The sequence below is a fragment of the Mucilaginibacter rigui genome, assembly GCF_014773275.1.
Classification (GTDB): Bacteria; Bacteroidota; Bacteroidia; order Sphingobacteriales; family Sphingobacteriaceae; genus Mucilaginibacter; species Mucilaginibacter rigui_A.
Map to the genome: position 1 here is coordinate 246,126 of NZ_JACWMW010000001.1, position 21,284 is coordinate 267,409.

General features: G+C 43.7%; 20 protein-coding genes. 16 read left to right on the top strand and 4 right to left on the bottom strand.

Annotated elements, in window-relative coordinates:
• Positions 1–77 precede the first annotated feature (77 nt).
• Complete coding sequence (locus IDJ75_RS01090; protein ID WP_191173774.1) at positions 78–308, top strand: addiction module protein; 231 nt, start codon at positions 78–80, stop codon at positions 306–308.
• Positions 308–622 (top strand): type II toxin-antitoxin system RelE/ParE family toxin, encoded by a 315-nt coding sequence (locus IDJ75_RS01095; protein ID WP_191173775.1) that lies wholly within the window; start codon positions 308–310, stop codon positions 620–622. Before IDJ75_RS01090 ends, IDJ75_RS01095 begins: the two co-directional genes overlap by 1 nt.
• A gap of 2 nt (positions 623–624) precedes the next feature.
• Here the strand turns inward: IDJ75_RS01095 and yiaK are convergent, their stop codons facing one another.
• Entirely contained in the window at positions 625–1,605 is a 981-nt protein-coding gene (gene yiaK / locus IDJ75_RS01100; protein ID WP_191173776.1) for a 3-dehydro-L-gulonate 2-dehydrogenase, read from the bottom strand.
• Between the two features lie 133 nt (positions 1,606–1,738).
• On the opposite strand from yiaK, the gene IDJ75_RS01105 reads away from it, so the two are divergent.
• The 8 genes from IDJ75_RS01105 to rodA all read left to right on the top strand — a co-directional run bounded on the left by IDJ75_RS01105 (position 1,739) and on the right by rodA (position 10,767).
• Positions 1,739–2,239: a hypothetical protein gene (locus tag IDJ75_RS01105; RefSeq protein WP_191173777.1), complete on the top strand. Its 501-nt coding sequence runs from the start codon at positions 1,739–1,741 to the stop codon at positions 2,237–2,239.
• A 51-nt stretch (positions 2,240–2,290) separates the two neighbouring features.
• Positions 2,291–2,869, top strand: coding sequence for a phosphoribosylglycinamide formyltransferase (purN, locus tag IDJ75_RS01110; RefSeq protein ID WP_191173778.1), 579 nt, complete (start codon positions 2,291–2,293; stop codon positions 2,867–2,869).
• Between the two features lie 425 nt (positions 2,870–3,294).
• Positions 3,295–4,821: a bifunctional phosphoribosylaminoimidazolecarboxamide formyltransferase/IMP cyclohydrolase gene (purH, locus tag IDJ75_RS01115; RefSeq protein WP_191173779.1), complete on the top strand. Its 1,527-nt coding sequence runs from the start codon at positions 3,295–3,297 to the stop codon at positions 4,819–4,821.
• A gap of 204 nt (positions 4,822–5,025) precedes the next feature.
• A complete protein-coding gene (locus IDJ75_RS01120) occupies positions 5,026–6,048 on the top strand; it encodes a rod shape-determining protein (RefSeq protein ID WP_067054626.1) in 1,023 nt (340 codons plus the stop codon).
• Between the two features lie 91 nt (positions 6,049–6,139).
• The gene (gene mreC, locus IDJ75_RS01125) at positions 6,140–6,976 is read left to right on the top strand and encodes a rod shape-determining protein MreC (RefSeq protein WP_191173780.1); all 837 of its coding nucleotides are present in this window, start codon (positions 6,140–6,142) and stop codon (positions 6,974–6,976) included.
• On the top strand, positions 6,969–7,487 hold the full coding sequence (mreD, locus tag IDJ75_RS01130; RefSeq protein ID WP_191173781.1) for a rod shape-determining protein MreD: 519 nt from the start codon (positions 6,969–6,971) through the stop codon (positions 7,485–7,487). Before mreC ends, mreD begins: the two co-directional genes overlap by 8 nt.
• Complete coding sequence (gene mrdA, locus IDJ75_RS01135) at positions 7,488–9,506, top strand: penicillin-binding protein 2 (protein WP_191173782.1); 2,019 nt, start codon at positions 7,488–7,490, stop codon at positions 9,504–9,506. It begins immediately after the preceding gene.
• Positions 9,499–10,767, top strand: a complete 1,269-nt coding sequence (gene rodA / locus IDJ75_RS01140; RefSeq protein ID WP_191173783.1) for a rod shape-determining protein RodA — start codon at positions 9,499–9,501, stop codon at positions 10,765–10,767. The genes mrdA and rodA overlap by 8 nt, the downstream gene beginning before the upstream one ends.
• On the opposite strand, the gene IDJ75_RS01145 is transcribed toward rodA, so the two are convergent.
• Entirely contained in the window at positions 10,758–11,852 is a 1,095-nt protein-coding gene (locus tag IDJ75_RS01145; protein WP_191173784.1) for a hypothetical protein, read from the bottom strand. The two genes, rodA and IDJ75_RS01145, sit on opposite strands and share 10 nt — an antisense overlap.
• A 77-nt stretch (positions 11,853–11,929) precedes the next feature.
• Between IDJ75_RS01145 and IDJ75_RS01150 the strand changes: the two genes are divergently transcribed.
• The 3 genes from IDJ75_RS01150 to IDJ75_RS01160 all read left to right on the top strand — a co-directional run bounded on the left by IDJ75_RS01150 (position 11,930) and on the right by IDJ75_RS01160 (position 13,560).
• A complete protein-coding gene (locus tag IDJ75_RS01150; protein ID WP_191173785.1) occupies positions 11,930–12,511 on the top strand; it encodes a thymidine kinase in 582 nt (193 codons plus the stop codon).
• A gap of 273 nt (positions 12,512–12,784) precedes the next feature.
• Entirely contained in the window at positions 12,785–13,075 is a 291-nt protein-coding gene (locus IDJ75_RS01155) for a putative quinol monooxygenase (protein WP_191173786.1), read from the top strand.
• Positions 13,076–13,194: 119 nt separating this feature from the next.
• A complete protein-coding gene (locus IDJ75_RS01160) occupies positions 13,195–13,560 on the top strand; it encodes a response regulator (protein WP_191173787.1) in 366 nt (121 codons plus the stop codon).
• Between the two features lie 114 nt (positions 13,561–13,674).
• Here IDJ75_RS01160 and IDJ75_RS01165 read toward each other — a convergent pair whose 3' ends face one another.
• Together IDJ75_RS01165 and IDJ75_RS01170 are read right to left on the bottom strand one after the other, a co-directional pair.
• Positions 13,675–15,855, bottom strand: a complete 2,181-nt coding sequence (locus IDJ75_RS01165; RefSeq protein WP_191173788.1) for a TonB-dependent receptor family protein — start codon at positions 15,853–15,855, stop codon at positions 13,675–13,677.
• A 100-nt stretch (positions 15,856–15,955) separates the two neighbouring features.
• Complete coding sequence (locus tag IDJ75_RS01170) at positions 15,956–16,501, bottom strand: hypothetical protein (protein ID WP_191173789.1); 546 nt, start codon at positions 16,499–16,501, stop codon at positions 15,956–15,958.
• Between the two features lie 206 nt (positions 16,502–16,707).
• On the opposite strand from IDJ75_RS01170, the gene IDJ75_RS01175 reads away from it, so the two are divergent.
• The 3 genes from IDJ75_RS01175 (at position 16,708) to IDJ75_RS01185 (ending at position 21,254) form a co-directional block, all read left to right on the top strand.
• A complete protein-coding gene (locus tag IDJ75_RS01175) occupies positions 16,708–18,126 on the top strand; it encodes an alkaline phosphatase family protein (RefSeq protein WP_191173790.1) in 1,419 nt (472 codons plus the stop codon).
• A gap of 22 nt (positions 18,127–18,148) precedes the next feature.
• Positions 18,149–19,228, top strand: a complete 1,080-nt coding sequence (locus IDJ75_RS01180) for a lysylphosphatidylglycerol synthase transmembrane domain-containing protein (protein ID WP_191173791.1) — start codon at positions 18,149–18,151, stop codon at positions 19,226–19,228.
• 88 nt (positions 19,229–19,316) lie between these two features.
• The gene (locus IDJ75_RS01185) at positions 19,317–21,254 is read left to right on the top strand and encodes a tetratricopeptide repeat-containing sensor histidine kinase (RefSeq protein ID WP_191173792.1); all 1,938 of its coding nucleotides are present in this window, start codon (positions 19,317–19,319) and stop codon (positions 21,252–21,254) included.
• The last annotated feature ends 30 nt before the right edge of the window (positions 21,255–21,284 follow it).

Consider the following 21,284-nt stretch of genomic DNA (forward strand, 5'->3'; position numbering starts at 1 on the left):
TGCAAGCTATTTTTCTTGAACAACATTATTTAAATAGTTTTCGTTACTTTTAACTATGTACAATTAAGTTTAACAGTATGAGTTTACAATTTATTTCCGACAGTACAGGAGAAACAACGGGTGTGTTTATTCCGATTGAAGAATGGAATGAACTGAAAGGTAAATTTAAGGGTATTGAACAGGCCGAAATAGCTGTGCCTGGTTGGCATGTTGATGTTTTAAACAAGCGCTTGGCTGATTATAAAAATGACCCGACACACGTGATGGATTTTGATGCCGCTATGGATGAAATTGAAAAAGGGCTGTAATGTACAGGTTGGTTTTATTGCCTGTTGCTAAAGAGGATATTAAAGACGCCGCCTCCTGGTATGAATCTAAAAAAGAGAAACTGGGAAAAAGATTTACACTACATGTGCGCCAAATAACAGCTATAGTAAAAGAAAACCCTTATTTATATGCTATAAGATATAATGAAGTAAGAACAGCAGTATTAGATATGTTTCCCTTTATGATACATTATATAATTGATGAGCCGGGCAAAAAGGTAGTAATCATAGCTGTTTTACATACCAGTAGAACCCCGGATATATGGACCGGAAACCGAAATAGTGGAGAATTGTAAATTTACAAACCCTTCAAAACCTCCCAAGCCTTCTCATCCACCAAAATCCCTTCCTTTAAACTTTGCTCGCGCGTGCGCAACATGTTTTCGCCCGGGAAAAGGATCTCGTTACCATCTTCGTTACTTTTGGTATAGCTGATGATCTCCTCTATGAGCGAAGCGTTTTTACCATTATCGGTTTTAATAGCTATGAACACCTGCGATACCCCGGTTTCCTTACGGCCCGATTGGGTGATGACAGCGGTAGAATCGCCTCCGCTTAAAACAGTAGCCAGCAGATCTAAAACCAGCGACAGGCCCGAGCCTTTCCAAAACCCGATAGGCAGGGCGCGTTTGCTGTCCATTATTGCGGTAGTATCAGTTGTTAAATTACCCGCACTATCATAGCCGCCCGGTACAGGTAACTGCTTGCCCTGCGCCTGGTATTGCCAAAGCTTACCGAACGAAAACTGGCTGATGGCCATATCCAGTACAATATGCCCCTGTTTTTGGGGTATTGCAATAATAAGCGGGTTGTTACCCAGCCGTGGCTCGGTACCGCCCCATGGCGGCAGGTTGGCAATGGTATTGGTAAAACATAAACCTATATAACCGGCCTCGGCAGCTTGCAGACCGTAAGTGCCGCCGCGCATCCAATGGTTGGTATTTTTGATAGCCACGCAGCCTATACCATTATCTTTGGCAAGGGTAATGGCTCTGCCCATACAAAACCGGGCGTTTAGCATACCCGGGCCAATATTGCCATCCCATTGCTCAATGGCGCCAAAAGCGCTTACCGGGGTGGGTACGGCGTCCATATTTATGAGGCGCTCTTTTATGTACTCAACAAAAACCGGGAAACGGTTTAGGCCATGGCTGTATACGCCGTCGCGGCTGTTATCGGCAAAGATGGCGGCACAGGCTTCGGCAATGGTATCTTTAACATTAAGGCTAATCAATACCCGTTTAAATTCGGCTTTTAATTGTTGGTAAGGTATCCGCATAACGCAAATATAACAGCTTATGTATTGTAGCATAATGTTACATGGTTATATTGGCTTGTAATATTTAGCGGGATAAATAGTTATTATAAAGCAGTTTTTGAAATTGCGTAAGTAAACTATCTTTGCAGCTTAAATGAACAACAATAAGAAATACCTTTTACTGGCCGGGTTGCTTGTAGCAATCTTCTTTTTTAATTCGTGTAAAAAGGAAAAGCAAACCAGTATCCCAAGCTTGTTCGCAACGGGTGTGTGGCAATTAGGATCTATACAAGAGGCCAAGTATCTGGGCGGATCGAGGCTTACACTGGATACCATCCCTTCCGACTCTACACAGATATTTGCTTTTAATAAGGACATGACCTGCTCTTATACCAATTTTGATGATAAAGCAGGCACCGTAAGTGGTACGTGGTCGCTATCGGATACAAAGCTTTTTTTGTATGCTAATATTACTTATCCGGAAGTTACCTCTGCAGGTACCAAACAACCTTTTATAAATTGCCGCATTGTTAATATAGGTGAATATTCATTAGTGATGGAAACAGGCGATATACAAACATATTATAACCCAACCGACAAAAGAACCATAAGAACTTACGGTTTTGTGAGGATTAAGCCAGTGGGTACGCAATAATTTGATAAAAATTTATACTTTGCGGTAAAACAAAAAATCTACCAAGCTATTTTGAAAAAGAGAATTGCCATTTTTGCTTCAGGGTCCGGGTCAAATGCTCAAAAAATAATGGAGCATTTTAAGCGTAATGCCGATGCCGAAGTTGTGTTGATACTCACCAACAACCCGCAGGCCTACGTATTGCAGCGTGCCGATAACTTCGAGATCCCATCGCATATATTTACCCGCCACGAGTTTTATGATACCGACGATGTTATCAGTCTGTTAAAAAACCTGCAGGTAGATATTATAGTGCTTGCCGGTTTTTTATGGCTGGTGCCGCCAAGTTTGCTAAATGCTTTCCCTAATAAGATCATTAACCTGCACCCTGCGCTATTGCCAAAATTTGGTGGTAAAGGTATGTATGGCGATAATGTGCACAAAGCCGTGCTGGAAGCCGGGGAAGAAGAATCGGGCATTACCATCCACTTTGTAAACACCCAGTTTGATGAGGGCGAGATCATCCACCAGTCGCGTTTTAAGATAGAACCCGGCGACAACCTGGAAATGGTGAAATTTAAAGGCCAGCAGTTAGAGCACCAGCATTTCCCGAAAGTGATCGAGGGATTATTGAAGAAGATGAGGAGTTAGTGAGGGGGAGATTACGCATTAACGAACCATGAATTATCTCGTAAACAATTAATTCATTACTTCTAATCAGAATACTTCGCGAAAGTAATATCGATATCAATAGCTTCGGTATCAGCGCCATTTTCAAAATAATTAATTAACTCCTCATCAGTTGCTTTCTGCTGATGTCATCACATTTAATTCTTCGATGTTTTGTGCTTCAGCATTTTCTAAGTTCCTCAGCTAATTGCATAAGTAGTGTTCTTTTATCATAATCCGATTGATGATAACCGTTGTCATGCTCTAATTAGCAAAATGTATTCTCTTGCATAAAGCTATTGAGCATTTTGTAATATTTATCATAACTAATTAAAAATTACATTAATTAACCTGAAAAAAACTAATCACTAATACGTACCTTTGCGGCTCAAAAATTCCCTGTCGTAATGAGTCATTCTGTTCAAATAAAAAACGCGCTGATTTCTGTTTATTACAAAGACAACCTCGAGCCAATAATTCATGAGTTGAACCGCCTTGGTGTAAAGATATATTCTACCGGTGGTACTGAAACATTTATACGCGACCTTGGTGTTGATGTGATTGCTGTTGAGGACCTTACCTCGTACCCGTCAATCCTTGGCGGCCGTGTAAAAACCCTGCACCCAAAGGTGTTTGGCGGTATCCTTGCCCGCAGAAGTTTTGATAGCGATGAGCAGCAACTGGCCCAGTACGAGATCCCGGAAATTGACCTGGTAATTGTTGATCTTTATCCGTTTGAAGAAACGGTAAACTCGGGTGCCGGCCAGGAGGATATTATCGAGAAAATTGATATTGGCGGCATCTCGCTTATCCGCGCGGCAGCCAAAAACTTTAAGGATGTGGTTATCCTTGCTTCCAAGAACGATTACAGCGAACTGGAAGAGATCCTGAAAACACAAAATGGTGCAACCACAATTGATCAGCGCCGCCGTTTTGCCCAAAAAGCATTTAATATCTCATCAAACTACGATACGCACATTTTCCAGTACTTTGACCAAACCGAGCCGATGCCTGTTTTTAAACAAAGCATCCAAACCAGCCAGGTTTTACGTTACGGAGAAAACCCGCATCAAAAAGGGACCTTCTATGGGAACCTTGATGCCATGTTCAACAAACTTAACGGTAAGGAACTATCATACAACAACCTGGTTGATGTTGATGCAGCTGTTGCCCTTATTGATGAGTTTACCGAGCCTACTATTGCTATATTAAAACATACAAACGCCTGCGGCATAGCTTCGCGTTCGTTTATAAAGGAAGCCTGGATCGATGCTTTGGCTTGCGACCCGGTTTCGGCATTTGGTGGTGTTATCATCGCCAATGATGAGATTGACGCTGCTACCGCTACTGAGATTGACAAGATATTTTACGAAGTATTAATTGCTCCTGCCTTTACTGACGAAGCAGTACAAATCCTATCGGCTAAAAAGAACCGTATCGTATTGGTTCGCCAGCCGGTTGAGCTGCCGCTTAAGCAATTTAAAACTTTGCTGAACGGTGTTATAGAGCAGGATAAAGACCTTGTTGTTGAAGGCCCGGCACAAATGAATTCGGTTACCGATAAAAAAGCGACCGGGCACGAACTGCGCGACCTGTATTTTGCCAATAAAGTGGTTAAGCATACCAAATCAAATACCATTGTTTTTGTTAAAAACAACCAGTTAATGGCAAGCGGTGTTGGCCAAACCTCAAGGGTTGATTCTTTGAAACAGGCTATCATCAAGGCAGAAAGTTTTGGGTTTGACCTGAAAGGTGCCGTGATGGCATCTGATGCTTTCTTCCCCTTCCCTGATTGTGTGGAGATAGCTGCCGATGCAGGCATCACAGCGGTTTTACAGCCAGGTGGTTCTATAAAAGACCAGGACTCCATCAACATGTGTAACCAAAAAGGCATTGCCATGGTTACTACAGGGGTAAGGCATTTTAAACACTAAATTTTAGTTATTAGAGGTTAGTTAATTAGTGATTAGTTAATAAAGACTAATAACAGGTAACTGATAACAAATCACTAACCCTTAATACGAATTATTAAAAAATAGAGTTATTAATTACTAATTTACACGATTACGGCGCCCGTGTTATTTGGCGCCAAAACTGTCCAGAATATTAACGTTGCCGCTAATTTGAAATAACGCCACATGGGTTTATTTAATTTTTTCACTCAAGAGATAGCCATTGATTTGGGTACCGCAAATACCCTCATCATACATAATGATAAAGTTGTTGTTGATGAGCCATCTATTGTGGCCTTTGACCGTACAACAAACAAAGTAATTGCCATTGGCCGCCAGGCTATGCAGATGGAGGGTAAAACCCACGATAACATCCGCACCGTGCGCCCGCTAAAAGATGGTGTAATTGCCGACTTTAACGCTGCCGAGTTAATGATACGCGGCATGATCAAGATGATTAACCAGGGTAAAGGATGGTTCTTCCCATCATTACGTATGGTTATCTGTATCCCATCGGGTATTACCGAGGTTGAGAAACGTGCGGTACGCGATAGCGCCGAAATTGCAGGTGCCAAAGAAGTGTACCTGATATATGAACCAATGGCTGCTGCCGTAGGTATAGGTATTGATGTAGAAGAGCCTATGGGTAACATGATCATTGATATTGGTGGTGGTACTACCGAAATTGCGGTTATTGCCCTTTCGGGTATCGTTTGCGACCAGTCTATCCGTGTTGCTGGCGATAACTTCGACTCTGATATCGTTCAATACATCCGTCGCCAGCATAACATCATGATTGGTGACCGTACTGCCGAGAAAATAAAGATTGAAGTAGGCGCGGCATTGCCTGAGCTTTCTGAACCACCTGCAGATTTTGCGGTACAGGGCCGCGACCTGATGACAGGTGTTCCTAAACAGATCACCGTATCGTACACCGAGATTGCGCATTGCCTTGATAAATCGATCTCAAAAATTGAGGAAGCGATTTTGAAAGCGCTGGAGATAACCCCGCCCGAGCTTTCTGCGGATATTTACCAGACAGGTATTTACTTAACCGGTGGTGGTGCTTTGCTGCGCGGGCTTGATAAACGCGTGGCTGCCAAAACCAAACTGCCGGTACACGTTGCCGAAGATCCGCTTCGCGCTGTAGTACGCGGTACAGGCACAGCTCTTAAAAATATAGGTAACTTTAAGTTTTTAATGCAATAGATGATTAGTGAGTGGTGAATGGTTATTAGAGAGTGGTTATGGCCGCTTCAATAACTATTCACCATTCCCCCAATCAACCACTCTCTGAAACATGCGTAACCTCCTGATATTTATCACCAAGTACAACGCATTCTTCCTGTTCCTTATTTTTATGATAAGCTCGTTGCTTATCTATATCAAATACAACTCTTTTCAAAAGGCGTCTTTTATAAACAGCACTAACAAGGTTACGGGTAATTTATATGCTAAGGCAGATGAATTTAAGGGCTATTTGAGCTTAAAAGAGGTTAACGATAAATTGGCAAAAGAGAATGCCGAACTGCGTAACCAGTTGCGTTCATCAAAATATGTAGATACGGTTGCAAAACATAGCGTAACCGATACTATTTATAAGCAGCAGTACAGCTACATTGAGGCGCAGGTTATTAGCAACTCTATCAACAAACGCAACAATTATTTAACCATAAGCCGGGGCAGCCATGATGGCATTGTAAAAGGCATGGGGGTAATAAATGGGCAGGGTGTTGTAGGTAAGGTTGTTTTTGTGGGTGAGCATTTATCAATAGTACAATCCCTGCTGCATAAAGATTCGCGCTTTAGCGCCATGCTGGCCGGTAGTAAAGAAATTGGCTATTTGCAATGGGGAGATGACCTTAACCCGCACAGCGGTTTACTGGTTGATGTATCAAACAACGCCCAGCCAAAAATTGGCGAAATGGTGGTAACATCAGACCTTTCACTTTTCCCGGCAGGCATCCCTTTGGGTAAGGTAAGTAAACTTACAACCAAGGGCGGTGGCTTTTTCCTGAATATGGAAGTTGCCCTGGCGGTTGATTTTAGTAAACTGGAGTATGTTTACGTGGTTATAAACAAGTTTGCTATTGAGCAAATTACCTTAGAAGCACAGGAGAAAAAAGCTGATGAGTAGGATAATCTTAATAAACCTGGTTCGCTTTATAGTGCTGGTGTTGCTGCAGGTTTTTCTGTTAAAGAACATCACGCTTTACAACCTGTCAACCCCGTACCTGTATATCCTGTTTATAGTGCTGTTGCCGTTCGAAACACCAAACCTGCTGCTTTTTGCACTGGCGTTTATATTAGGGTTAACCATTGATGCCTTTTATGATACACCGGGGCTGCATGCTGCGGCCTGTACGCTGCTGGCCCTTGTAAGGGTGCTGTTCATCAGCATTACCGTACAAAAGGATGGCTTTGATAACGAACCCGAGCCCACCCTGAGTATTATGGGTTTCAGGTGGTTTTTTACCTACGCGCTTGTACTTACGCTTTTTCACCATTTCTTTTTGTTTAACCTGGAAGTTTTTAGGTTCAGCGAGATAGGGTACACACTAAGCCGCTTTTTATTGAGTTCAGTATTTACTGTATTTTTGATGCTGGTTTCGGGCTTGTTGTTTTTCAGAAAAAAAGAGCGTAAATAAATGAATAATTTTTTTGAGCGGAGATATGTAATAGCGGGGATATTTATAGCCCTGATATTGGTATTATTAGGCCGGCTGTTTTACATACAGGTGGTTGATGACCGCTACTTTTTATACGCGCAGAATAACGTAATGCGCCGAAACATCCAGTATCCTGCCCGCGGGCCTATACTTGACCGTTATGGCAAAATAATGGTAGAGAACGAACCCGTTTATGATATTACCGTGGTGCCAAAACAGGTAAAAGCTTTTGATACGGTTGAGTTTTGCAAACTGTTGGGTATTGATCGCGAAGGTTTTGATAAGCGTATGGCCAAGGCCAGGGTTTACTCGCCCTATCGTACATCAATTTTCGAAAAACAAGTATCGGCACAACAATACGCATCATTCCAGGAACGTTTGTCGGAGTTTCCCGGGTTTGATACCCAGAAAAGGTCACTGCGATCATATCCGGACTCCGCCGCATCTCAGTTTTTGGGTTATATAGGTGAGGTTACAGACGCTATCATCAAACGTTCGGGTGGCTATTACAGCCCGGGCGATTATGTGGGCATAAGCGGTGTTGAAAAATCATACGAAAGCATATTACGCGGGCAGCGGGGGGTGCGCAACTTAATATACGATTCGCATAACACACCAAAAGGTAGTTATGCCAATGGTGCTTATGATACTGCTGCTGTTGCCGGCGAACGCCTGATATCGTCACTGGATATGAAGATCCAAAAACTGGGCGAAAAACTGATGCAGAATAAAGTGGGTGGTATAGTTGCAATTGAACCATCAACCGGCGAGATACTTTGTTATGTAAGCAGCCCTACTTACAACCCCAATTTGCTGGTTGGCCGCGAGCGTGGTAACAATGCTGCCAAATTGTATAAAGATCCATACAAGCCATTTTTTACCCGCCCTGTACAAGCCTATTACCCCCCGGGCTCGTCTTTTAAACCGCTAAGCGCGCTTATAGCAATGCAGGAGGGTGTGATAACGCCGCAAACTATATATCATTGCTCCGGGTACTACCAGTCTGGTAACCGCCGCATTAAATGTTTTCATGGCGAGGTGCATGGCGATGTAAACCTGGCCAGCGCCGTAGCCCATTCATGCAACGGGTATTTCGACATGGTTTTTGAAAAACTGATTAACCGCCAGGGCGCCCGCAATACCGATACAGCATTTAACTACTGGCGTAATAATGTGGCTAAGTTTGGCCTTGGCTCAAAGTTAGGGCTTGATATGCCTAATGAAAACAGGGGCAACTTGCCCAAGGCTGCATACTACGATAAAGTTTATGGTAAAGGCGGATGGCGCTCAAGCACGGTAATATCGTTAGGTATTGGCCAGGGAGAGTTACTGGCCACACCGTTGCAACTGGCTAATATTGAAGCTACCATTGCCAATCATGGTTATTACTATAAACCGCATTTAATTAAGGCTATTGGCGATAAGCAGGTAATACGTAAAGAATATACCCTGCGCAATTATGTAGGAGTAGATTCGCAGTATTTTGAACCCGTTATAAACGGGATGCAAAACGTAGTGGAATATGGCACGGCCAGCAGCTCAAAAATACCGGGCATCATCATGTGCGGAAAAACAGGTACTGCCGAGGTGAAGAACAAGAATGATAACTCCGTTTTTGTTGCTTTTGCACCGCGCGATAACCCAAAGATAGCCATAGCGGTTGTGGTTGAAAACTCAGGCCAGGGGGCCACCTGGGCGGCACCAATTGCCAGCTTTATAGTGGAGCAGTATTTACGGGGCAGCATATCTAAACGACCGTCGGGTATTTTCCCTGAATATTATATTAATAAAAACCTGCTGCCCGAGATTGTTGTAAAACCTGCCGATAAGGCAAAAATAAAAGCCGACAGCCTTAAAAAGGTAACAGCCGATTCGCTTAGAAAACGCAAAGCCGATTCTGTAAAACAAATTGGCCTTAAATCGGCGCAAAATAAACCTGCTAAAAATGCGGGTAATGTATTAACCGCCATGCTGCCGAAACGAAAAGAAAATGAATAATCAGCGTAGTTTCTTTTTAAATGTGGATTGGGTAACGGTGCTTATCTACCTGTCGTTATGTGTTATTGGCTGGTTCAATATCCACGCCGCGGTATTTGATGAGAACCACCCCAGCATATTGGATATGGACACCGAATACGGCAAACAGTTTATCTTCATTGTTTCGGCGCTGGTAATTGGTACCGTTATTCTCTTACTGGAGAGCCGGTTCCTTTCGGCACTGGCGCCTATATTTTATATTGTTACGGTACTTTTATTGATACTGGTGCTTGTAGCCGGGCACAATGTGGGCGGTAACCAGGCCTGGATAGATATGGGGGGCGGTTTTAGGCTCCAACCATCGGAGTTTGCCAAATTTGCTACCTGCCTTTTGCTGGCGCGATACCTTAGCGCTACTAATGTAAAGGTTACGGATCCAAAATCATTCCTGATAGCGGGCGGTATCATATTGCTGCCCATGATGCTGATCAAACTCCAACCTGATGATGGCTCTACACTGGTGTTCTGTTCACTCATATTTGTATTGTACCGCGAGGGTTTATCGGCTTATTTCCTTATTGTAATTGGGCTGCTGGCAACGCTGTTTATATCGTCATTACTGGTGAATGTATGGTTTATCATTATTGCGCTGGTTGCTGTTGCTGGGCTGCTGCTGTTTATGTTTGGCCGTAACCGTAAGTTTGCTACCGGGCTTACTATTGCGCTGGTATTATCTGTAGGGTTTATATTTTGCGTAAAGCCGCTGTATTACCATGTATTAAAACCGCACCAGCGTGTACGTATAGATGAGGTGCTTGGGCTTACTAAAGATCTGCGTGGCGTAGGCTACAATCAAAATCAATCAAAAATTGCTATTGGCTCGGGCCGGGTATGGGGTAAAGGCTATTTACAGGGTACACAAACCAAGTACTCATTTGTACCGGCGCAAAGCACCGACTTTATATTTTGCACTATAGGCGAGGAGTGGGGCTTTGCGGGATCGGTAACAGTGCTGGGTTTATACCTGTTTTTACTGCTGCGGATTATACTGATAGCCGAGCGGCAGCGCGCGCCATTCTCGCGGATATATGGGTATGGCGTGGCATCAATCATCTTTTGCCACGTTGTTATTAACATAGCTATGGCCATTGGTTATATGCCGGTAATAGGTATCCCGCTGCCATTCATCAGTTATGGCGGTTCGTCTTTATGGAGCTTTACCGTATTGCTGTTTATCCTGTTAAAACTGGATTCGAACCGGATGGGGATAAATCACGCGTAGCGCCTTTTCAGCAGCGCGTAAAATTTATCGGCGGTAGCTTTTTTACCTTCCCAATTGTTTTTGGTAACATAATTAGTTTTCAGGAAACGATCGGCTTCTTCAAAACTGGTAAAGCGGTTCACAATCTCAATAGCTTCGCTGTAAGCAAGGCTGTAACCGTTAAACAGGTCTTTTACAAAAAGTAGTTTATCATTCAGGCTTATGGCCGCTTTAATATCCTGTATAGGCGCCTGTGCAGGTTCTGCCTGTGCGGTTTGCTGCCCCTTTAATTGTGCTGACATCCGCTCGTTAAATGAGAGCGGCTTGGTTTCCTTAACAGGCTCTTCTTCCTTAACCTTTGGGGTGTTATCAATAACCGGCTCGGGGTTGGTTGGTACAATATTAGGTTCCTGGGTTTCGTCGGCTTTTGGCTCATCGGTTATTTTAGGCTCATCGTCTAAAATGTTTTCCATAGTAACCTGCGGAAATTTCCTGGTTTTGTCTTCTGTTACAAGGGGTATAACTTGTTCTTCCTCGTCCCAATCGTCGGCTTCGTCAATTATCAGTTCGTGTTTTATCACTTCCGGTTCTTCACGTTCAAACGAGTAGCTGTCTTTATCACTCCCGGTATGCAGGTCAATCTGTGGCGTAGGTTGTTCTTCTTCAGTCGGGGTTATTTCCAGTTGTATGGGCTCGGGCTGTGCCGGTTTTTCAGGTAACTTAAACGGTGTGCGTTCAATAACGGGTTTTACCTGCTGTACAAGTGGCTCAAAGTATTTTGGTTCACCTGCGGCGGTTTTTTTTGCTTCTGGCGTAATAATGGGTGCTTTTGGCTCCTCTGCAACTGGTGCCTTCGGTTCTTCAATTACCCGTTGTATTGCCTGTGGTTCTTCAATATGCGGTGGCAAAGTATGCTGCACCTGTAGCTTTTGAAGGTTAAGCTTTCTTAATATTTCGGCATGGTCTATTAAAAAGTGGGCGTTGGCAATAAACAGTTCAAGTTCCAGGTCGTTGAGGTTGTCGGGAGTGCTTTTCAGGTCCTCGTACTGGTCGCTAAGTTCTTTTAATATTTCGCCGGTCTTTCTAAATACTTCCTGCTGCTTCATGGCTTTAATGTTAGGAAATTGCTTCCCAAAAATAGCATAAAATTCTGATATTAGCCCCTCACTAAAGTTCAGAGAGATTGTATACCGAGGAAGTTTTTAAAAGAAGAAATGAGATTGGCGGGAGTATTGAAGTGGTCTGTGGGTCAATGTTTTCGGGTAAAACCGAAGAGCTGATCAGGCGGGTTAACCGCGCGCGTATCGCAAAAGTGAATGTTGAAATTTTTAGCCCGGTAGCCGATACACGCTACGATAAAAGCGCCCTGGTATCGCATAATCTCAATTCTATCCCCTCAAAAGCCGTTGGTAAAGCAGCCGAAATTTTGCCGCTCGCCGCCCATATCCAGGTGGTTGGGATTGACGAAGCCCAGTTTTTTGATGAAGAACTTCCAGAGGTTGTGCAGGCCCTGGCCAATAGCGGTGTGCGTGTTATTGTAGCCGGTTTGGATATGGATTTTAAAGGCCGCCCATTTGGCACTATGCCAAAGTTAATGGCCATGGCCGATTCGGTTACCAAGCTGCATGCCGTATGCGTAAAATGCGGCCAGCAGGCTATATATTCGTACCGTTTGGTACCTAATGAAAGCCAGATATTGCTTGGCGAAAAAGAAAGCTACGAAGCCCGTTGCCGCAACTGCTTTAATTTAGACGGGGATATATAAGCGATCAACGCTTTATTAATTAACTTAACCGGTCATTGCACCGCTCGACCGCCCTCTCTTCGCTGCGCGGAAAGAGGGCTAATTATTTTTTATCCTCACCCTCTTTGCGTAGCAGAGAGGGTCGACCAGCGCAGCGCAGTAGGGCTGAGTAAACCCGATAGCACCCCCAAATGCCCCATTAGTATCAAAAAGCCCTTTTGTATAAACAAAATTACAATTGATAGATAAACAATAGCCCACGCTTTGCCGTTATATTTCATAAATACAGATACCATGAGCATTGGCTTACTTGCCTCTATGCATTGCAAAAAAGATGCAGAAGGAGCGTTTGATACAGAACTGAAGAAACTGGTGGAAACGTCAAAGAAAGAAACGGGCTGCTTAGCCTGCGAATTATATCAGTATAAGGACGAGCCCACCAAATATGTGATTGAAGAGGAGTGGATAGATGAGGAAGCCCTAAGCCGCCACATGGAAACTGCGCACTATAAATATTTTGTCCATATTTCGCCGGCTTTGCTGGTAAACCCTGCCGACGTAAAAATACTTACACGGCTAATTTAAAACGAGGTTTGCTTTTATGTTGATAAACAATATTTATAGTTTATTGTTATAATTAAAAAGAAACATTTACCCTTTATTACTATTGGGGGTAAACTGATTAAATATAATTTTGTATAACTATGGCTAAGAAGATTTTGGTTATTGAGGATGATAAGGATATAAGAGATACCATAACCTACGCACTCGAAAGCGAGGGGTATGAAGTTATATCGTCCGATAATTCCAGGATCCTGAAGTTTATAGACAAGCACCAGCCAGACCTGATACTGCTGGATAACTGGCTTACCGATTGGAAAAGTGATGCCAACGGGCAGCAGCTAAGCCGCGAACTAAAATCAGACCCTAAAACAAGCCATATCCCGGTTATAATCGTATCGGCAGTAAGCAATATAGCCGAACTGGCTAAAGAAGGATTATCTGACGGATACCTCAAAAAACCATTCGACCTGGAAGCATTGTTCGGGATAGTGAAGAAACATGTATAAGCGCCCAGCCCCTGAAGGGGGAGCAAAATTATATTAATAAAGCCCAACCCCGAAACGGTTGGGCTTTATTAATATTTAAGCATTTCAAAAACTCCCCCTTTAGGGGGCTGGGGGCTAAAGTTTCACCCCTAAACCAACGTTAAACGAGATCCCATCGCCCGGCAAAATGCCGGGGCCGGGGTACATGTTTATGCGGCGCGTAAAATATTTCTGATCGGTTAGGTTGTTGATGTTAAAATTAACGTGGTAGTTTTTCAGGAAACTATAGTTAAACGCCAGGTCCACAAGTTTATAGGCGGGTACTATACCTGTAGCACCGGTTGGGTTAAACGTGGTGTTATTAGCATCACTAAACTGTTTGCTTACATAGCTGAACAATACGGTTGAAGTAATATGGCCGGTTAAATAAGTAAGGCCGGTACGGTTGGTCCAATCTGGTGTGCCTTCAATTTTATTGCCTTTAAGGCTAATGTTCACACCCGCATTGTTTATGCTGCCACTGGTGTACCTGCCACGGGTATAGGCAAGGGTGTTAAACAAACGCAGGTCGCTGCCCGATTGCGGGTTGAAACCGCGGATCAGTGATAGCTCGGTGTAAGCTTCAACACCTTTTGTCTGGGCATTGCCAATAGTGGTTAAGTACAAATGGTTTGCACCGCCTGCATCCTGCACGGTTAAAGTACCTGCGCGGTTACCGTAGCGTACAAAAAAGCCGTTCACATCAAAGGTAAAAGCCTGGCCCAATTTGCCACGGTAACCCAGGTCGGCATTATAACCACGGCTGTCTTTCATGTTAGGGTCAACAAGGGTTAGCTGGTCGGCCGGGGTAACAGCGGCATAAATGTACGGGCGGTAAGCCTGCGAGAAGTTTCCGTAAAGCTGGGTGGTGTTGCTCACCTGGTATTGCAGGCCGGCGCCAAACAATGGGAAACTGCGGTCACGTTTATAATTTACATTGGTGCTGCGGTTGTTCACCACACCATCAATAGTTGTTTTAATACCCTCGTAACGCACGCCCGGCGTAAACGAAAATTTGTTGGTTATGCGGAAAATGTTCTCTACAAATGCCGCGTAGTTAATGGCGTTAAGGTCAAGATTGATGCCGTAATCTTTAATTAGGCTCAAATCAAAATCAGTAGCGGTTGTACCTACGCCTTTTTGCTGGCGATGGGTTGAGCCATTAGCATATCTTAAACCGGTAGTAAGCGTGCTGCTTACACTTCCAAAGGTATAGTTGTGTAATAAACGAGCTTCGGTTGTAAAGCTTTTATAATGGTCGCGGTCTACCTGGCGCGGGTTGTAAGTGCCTAAGGCAGGGTTAACCACATCGGCCACGTTTGATGGCGCTATAAACTGCACGCTGCTGCGCTCACCAAAAAGTACATGCGATGTAACCTCTAACTTAGTACTATTGCTAAAGTTATAATTGAAAATTAATGCCGGGATATTAATAGCCGGTTTAAAGAAATTACGAAAACGGTTTGATTGCCTGGCTGTGGCATTGTACATATCATCAGTTAAACCACCCGCAATTTGCTGCACATAATCAGACCGGGAGAACTGGAACGACAAGCTGCCTTTTGTATTGAACTGGTACTTGATGCTGGCATAATAGGCACGGTAGTTAAATGCTGCATCGGGCCGCCAGCCATCACCGCTGCGGGCATCAAAATACGCATAGTAGCTCACCTTGCCTGCTTTACCGCCAATGGCATTGTATGAGTTAAAGAAACGGTTGCTCCCAACGGTTTGCTCGCTCTCAAAACCAAACGTTTTGGTAGTATCCGGCTGTTTAATTTTAAAATTTACCATACCGCCAAACTGGCTGCCAAACTGCAGAGATGACGCACCACGAACATACTGCACCTCGCCAATGGCCTGGAACGGCATGTTGTAGTGATTTTCGGGGTACCCAACCACATCCGAGTTGGTGTTGTAGCCGTTTTGCCTAACATTGGTTTCTATAGAACGGTGCATATCGGTACCACGTGTACCAATGTTTAGCTGCAGGCCTGCGCCATCCATTTCCCAAACATTAACGCCCGGTACCTGCGCAAATAAAGTACGCGCGTTGTTGCCTGCTAAGTTTGCCTTGCCCGGGTCGGCATAAATAATATTGGTTTTTTTACCGGCGAAGATATAATTGCCGGATACATCTGGCAGGTTTTTGCTGCGCGATTCTTTGATCAATACGCTATCCAGCCTGATGGTGTCTTTGGTGATTTTTTGTGCATGTACCTGGCATACATAAGCCGTTATAGCCGCTGTAAGCAGGGTTTTATATAAGTGTTTCATTTTATGAATGTTGAAGTATTAAAATAAAATTTAATAAAATAGCACCCGCACATGGTATAAAACACCATGCGGAATAAATGAGGATACTAAGATTGTTGGATTAACTTAATACTTCGGGAGGCTGTGCAGGCGTTGCGATGAATGGATCGGCAGATAACTGATATACTCTGTTAATACCTGCAGGAGGGGTATCTTTAAAGCGCATAAAATTCATCACCAGTTGCGGGTGGTCGTAAGTTTTATCGGCGCCGGCTTTTTTTGCGGCATCTTTAGTTTTATCCGTAGGGATATCGTTCACCTGCCTGGCGTAAATAACGTTGTTATCTATCAGCTTGGTTTTTTCGTAGTTGGGTACGCACATCACATAAAGCGTATCCTTGGTGAATTTAAGCTTTACGTAGTTATAGCATGCGTTTTTTAGCTGTATGGAGCCGCTTACATTTTTATAATCGGCCCATTCGTTTATACCGGGCAGGTTTTGCTTTACCTTAACCTCAACCAGTTTGTTAGGGTCATACAGGTCATGGCTGATGAGTTCGTTCATGCGCCTGTCTGTCTGTGCCACCATATAATTTTGCAACAGCATGTATCCTCCCCAGTTAAAGAAGTAAATAACAAGAAAAAATATGGCGAAAGTGCGTTTCAATTAACAGCGGGTTATTATGATTGCAATTTTAACTAAAACTTTTTTAAAGCCGCAATAAGTGCGCTTTTTTAATAGTTATGTAATAGTTACATACTGTAACTCAAAAAACCATAATTATTTATTTATTTTACAGTTACGAGTATAATTTTCAAAACGCCCTTATTAATGCTTTAAAGGCTGTTTTTTTATCATATTAAATACTATTGATGCAAAGTAATAAGCGAGTGCTGTTTTATTTAGTTGACGGCGCCCACAGTGAGGTTTTACCTGAACTGATAGCAAAAGGTGAACTCCCGAACATAAAACGAATAATTGACGAAGGTACTTACCGCAAGGCTACCACTTGTTTCCCATCAACCACCGGCCCCGCTTACCTGCCATTTTTAACGGGGCATTTCCCGGGTACTATGGATATTACGGGTATCCGCTGGTTCGATAAAAAAGAATTTAAACGTACACGTTTTAATAAACTGGCCATGCGAAGTTATTGCGGGCCCGAAGCTGCCTGGTTCAATACCGATATGCCGGCCGATAAGCCTACGCTGTTTGAACTTATGGGCGAATCGTACAACCTGTACAACATGATAACCCGCAACGTGCCCGATGAGTATGACCTGGGTAAAAAAGGTAAGGGCTTACTATACATGCGTGCGCACTTTAAACTGCGCCATCACCCGGTAGATATACAGGGCCACCAGCGTATTATGGATATGCTTAACACGGGTAAGGATTTTGATTTCCTGTTCGCTGTGTTCCCGAGTGTTGACTGGGATTCGCATTATCACCACATCCGCGATGCGCGCACGGTTGAGGCCTACAAAATTGCCGATAACAGCCTGGGCGAGGTTCGCGCCAAGTTAGAGGAACAGGGCAAATGGGACGATACCCTGTTTGTAATGACATCTGACCACGGCCTTACCCCAACTACCAAACACCTCGACCTTGCCGACTGGATGACCGACCACGGACTTAAATCTGTATATTACCCGGTTATCTGGAAAAGCAACCCGAAATGCGCGGTGATGATATCGGGCAACTCGTTCGGTAGCATCCATTTCCTTAACCACAAGGGCGACCACGTATTGCGCGAGCAGGGTATCCTTGAAGCAATGGGGGCCGAACGTTTACAGTTATTGTTAAACGAAGATGCGGTTGATTTTGCTATTTACCGTGGCGATGAAGACCAAACCTTTATTGTACACAATAAAGCAGGCAAGGCAAAAATATCCGTTAAGGATGATGTATTTACCTACGAACCTGTTACTGCCGATGTGTTAAAATATGGCGGTAAAATTGAAGCTACCGGCCACCGTGCCATACTTGCTGCCACTTTTGAAACTGATTACCCGGATGCTGTGTTCCAGATCTATCAATTGTTCAGGAGCCGCAGGGCAGGGGATATTGTGATAAGCGCCGCATTGGGTTATGACCTGCGCGATTTTTGGGAATATCCTGAACACAAAGGCTCGCACGGATCGTTACATAAGTACCACATTCATGTACCTATGATATACAACCAAAAAGGCTGGGACGAAAAACCAATGCGCACAGCCGACTTGTTCGATAGTATTTTAAAATGGAAAGGCATCACGCCAAAAAGTTCGGAAGGCGAACCATTATTTTAACTTTACACCGTTAAAGCAAACAATGACATCAAGCAGCAAGCCAACCGCCGAACCCGAAAAGCAGGACGCGAAAAGTGTATTTAATAAAAAAGTTATCATTAAGGGCGCCTTTTGGTTCGCGCTGATAACGGTAGCTACCATTGCGGCGGTTTTCTTCTATAATAACACCGGCGATACGGTAAAAGCCCTGTCGCACATTTCATACAAGTACATCGCTATTTGCTTTGTAATGCTATTTGTAGATCTGATGCTGGGCAGCTGGCGTAACCATATTTACATCCGTAAACTGTCGCCCGGCGTATCACATTGGGTAAGTTTCAGAGCAAATGTGGCCAATATGTTTATGGGGGCAGTAACCCCGGCACACGGTGGTGCGGGCCCGGCGCAAATTTTTGTTTATACCAGCAACGGCGTAACGTTTATTGATTCTTTCGCCATAAGCCTCATCAATATGGGAGCTACACTCATATTTATGCCGCTGGCAGGTTTTGTTGCCATTATGCTGATGGATACTACCGAGGTTGGCAGTATGGTGCCGGCCATGCTTAGGTATGGTTTCAGCTTTTTCCTGCTGTTTTTGCTGGCCTTTTTGCTGGCCTTCTGGAAACCGCTTTGGATAGGTTCTATCATCAAAAAAATAGCTAACGGCTTATCTTCTATTTTCCCCAAAAAGAAGGAAAAACTGGCTAAGTGGGCCGATAACTCATTCCAGAGTATCAGCAAATACCAGCAAACCTGCAGCGTTATTATCCGGAAGAACCCGTTTTTGTTCCCGCTCAGCTTATTAATAACTACTTTATTGTATTTAAATAAGTATTGTTTACAATGGGTTATATTGCTTGGCTTGGGGGTTAGTGCAAATTTAGTGCAGGTTATCTCTATCCAGATCCTGATACAGTTTATGATATACTTTGCACCAACCCCCGGCGGCAGCGGTTTTGCCGAAGGGTTTATAGCAACCCTTTTTGGCAAGATTGTACCCGCCGCGTTGATTCCCATTTTTACGTTACTGCAACGTTCGTTCCTGTTGTTTTTCCCGGCATTGGTAGGTGCTTATGTAGTTATTAGTTTACTCCGTAAACAAACCGTAAAGCAGGGCTAATACTCAATTAATTTATTATTCTACAAGTAAAGTATTTTAATACTTCAATAATTAATATATCTTTAATAACTAAATCTTATTCCCCTTGATGAGAAAGTTATTGATGATAATGCTTTTGTGCACCCCCGCATTTGCACTTGCGCAGAACAAAGCTGTTGATAGTTTAAAAAACATCCTTACGGCCACTAAGGCCGACACCCTGAAAGCAGACCTGTATTATCAAATAGCGTTGGAACTGCAACGAATGGATCCTGTGCAATCCCAGGAAATGATAGACCAGGCCATGGTTATAGCCCAAAAACTTAAGTATGCAAAAGGCCTGGCTAATGTTTACGCGTTTATGTCAGTACAATACTCTAACCGTGGGGAATTTGACTCTATGCGCATAGCCAGTGAAAAAAGCATACGGATAGCCGAAAAGAATAACTTACCTCTAATTGTAGCCAAAGGCCACAACGGGCTGGGTATTTATTACTGGCAAACGGGCAATTATAGCGAAGCTGTTAAAAACCATCTGGCGGCCCTGGCTATCCGCGAAAAGCTGAAAGATACGCTGGGCATCTGCGCATCGTTAGGTAACCTGTCGCTGGTTTACTTTGATAATCAAAACCCCAAAAAGTCTGAGCAATATGCGCTGCAAAGCCTGGCATTGGCCCGTAAGGTTAATAAAACCACCATGATAGTAAGCTGCCTGCAAATGCTGGCCAACGTTTATGGTCAGGGTGGGCAGTTTGATAAAGCCCTGAAAATGGATGCCGAAGCTTTGGCAATATGTAAAGAGCATAACGATACGCGCGGCTTATCGCAGGTTTATTCAAACATGGCTAACTGCTATACCGCTATGAAACAGTATGATAAGGCGCTTCAATACCAGCAGGAAGTATTGAAAATAGACCGGTTTTTTAACGACAAAAAGCAGATAAGCGATACTTACATGAACATTAGTGGCATTTATAGCGAGAAAAAAGACTATAAAACCGCGCTCGACTGGATGAAGAAAGGTTTGGTTTTAAGCCAGGAAAGCAAGTATAAACAAGGCGAAAAACTGGGGTGGGGCTCGTTGAGTAATATTTATGAGCAGCTTGGCGACTATAAGAATGCACTGCAGGCCCACCAAAAGTTTCAAAGCATAAGTGTGGAGATGATAAACGAGAACAGCAACAAGCAGATCGCCCTTATGCAAACCAGGTTTGATACCGAGAAAAAAGAACAAAAAATTAACTTGTTAAATAAAGAGAATACCATCCAGCGGCTTTCCATCAGCAAGCAGCAAACTACTATAGCTATTATAATAGGCCTGTTGCTGGTTTCTGTACTGGTTGCCGGGTTGGTTTATAACCGTAATAAACTGAAACAAAAAGCGCTGTTACAGGCAGAGATGCTGCGGCACCAGGATATGATGACCAAAGCTGTAATTGATGCAGAAGAGCATGAACGCAAACGCATAGGTGCCGACCTGCACGATGGGGTAGGCCAGCTGTTCTCGGCTGTAAAAATGAATCTGAACGGTTTATTTGAGCGGATTAGTTTAGAGCGTGAGGAAGATAAATTTTTAGCTGAGAACACCCTTGCCCTTGTTGATGAAAGCTGCAAGGAGGTTAGGGTGATATCGCACCAAATGATACCTAATATGTTGCTGCGGTCGGGCATAGCGTCTGATCTGAAAAGCTTTATAGAAAAGATAGACGCCGACAGCCTCAAGATCCGCCTGGAAACAACAGGGTTTAAAGACCGGCTGGAAAGCAATGTAGAAACCATGCTTTACCGCATTATACAGGAAACCATTAACAACGTTATTAAACACGCGCAAGCTACGCAGCTGGATATCATCCTGAAACGTGATGCTCGGGAAATTACAGCGGTAATAAAAGATAACGGGGTTGGCTTTGATACCGAAAGGGCAGGCACATTTGAAGGCATCGGCCTAAAGAATATACTTACCCGTATCGAATATTTGCGGGGGACTATTGAATACGACTCTGCACCGGGGAAAGGCACAACTGTTACCGTGAACGTGCCTGTATAATTACACAAACTTTACTTCTGAATGGTTGTT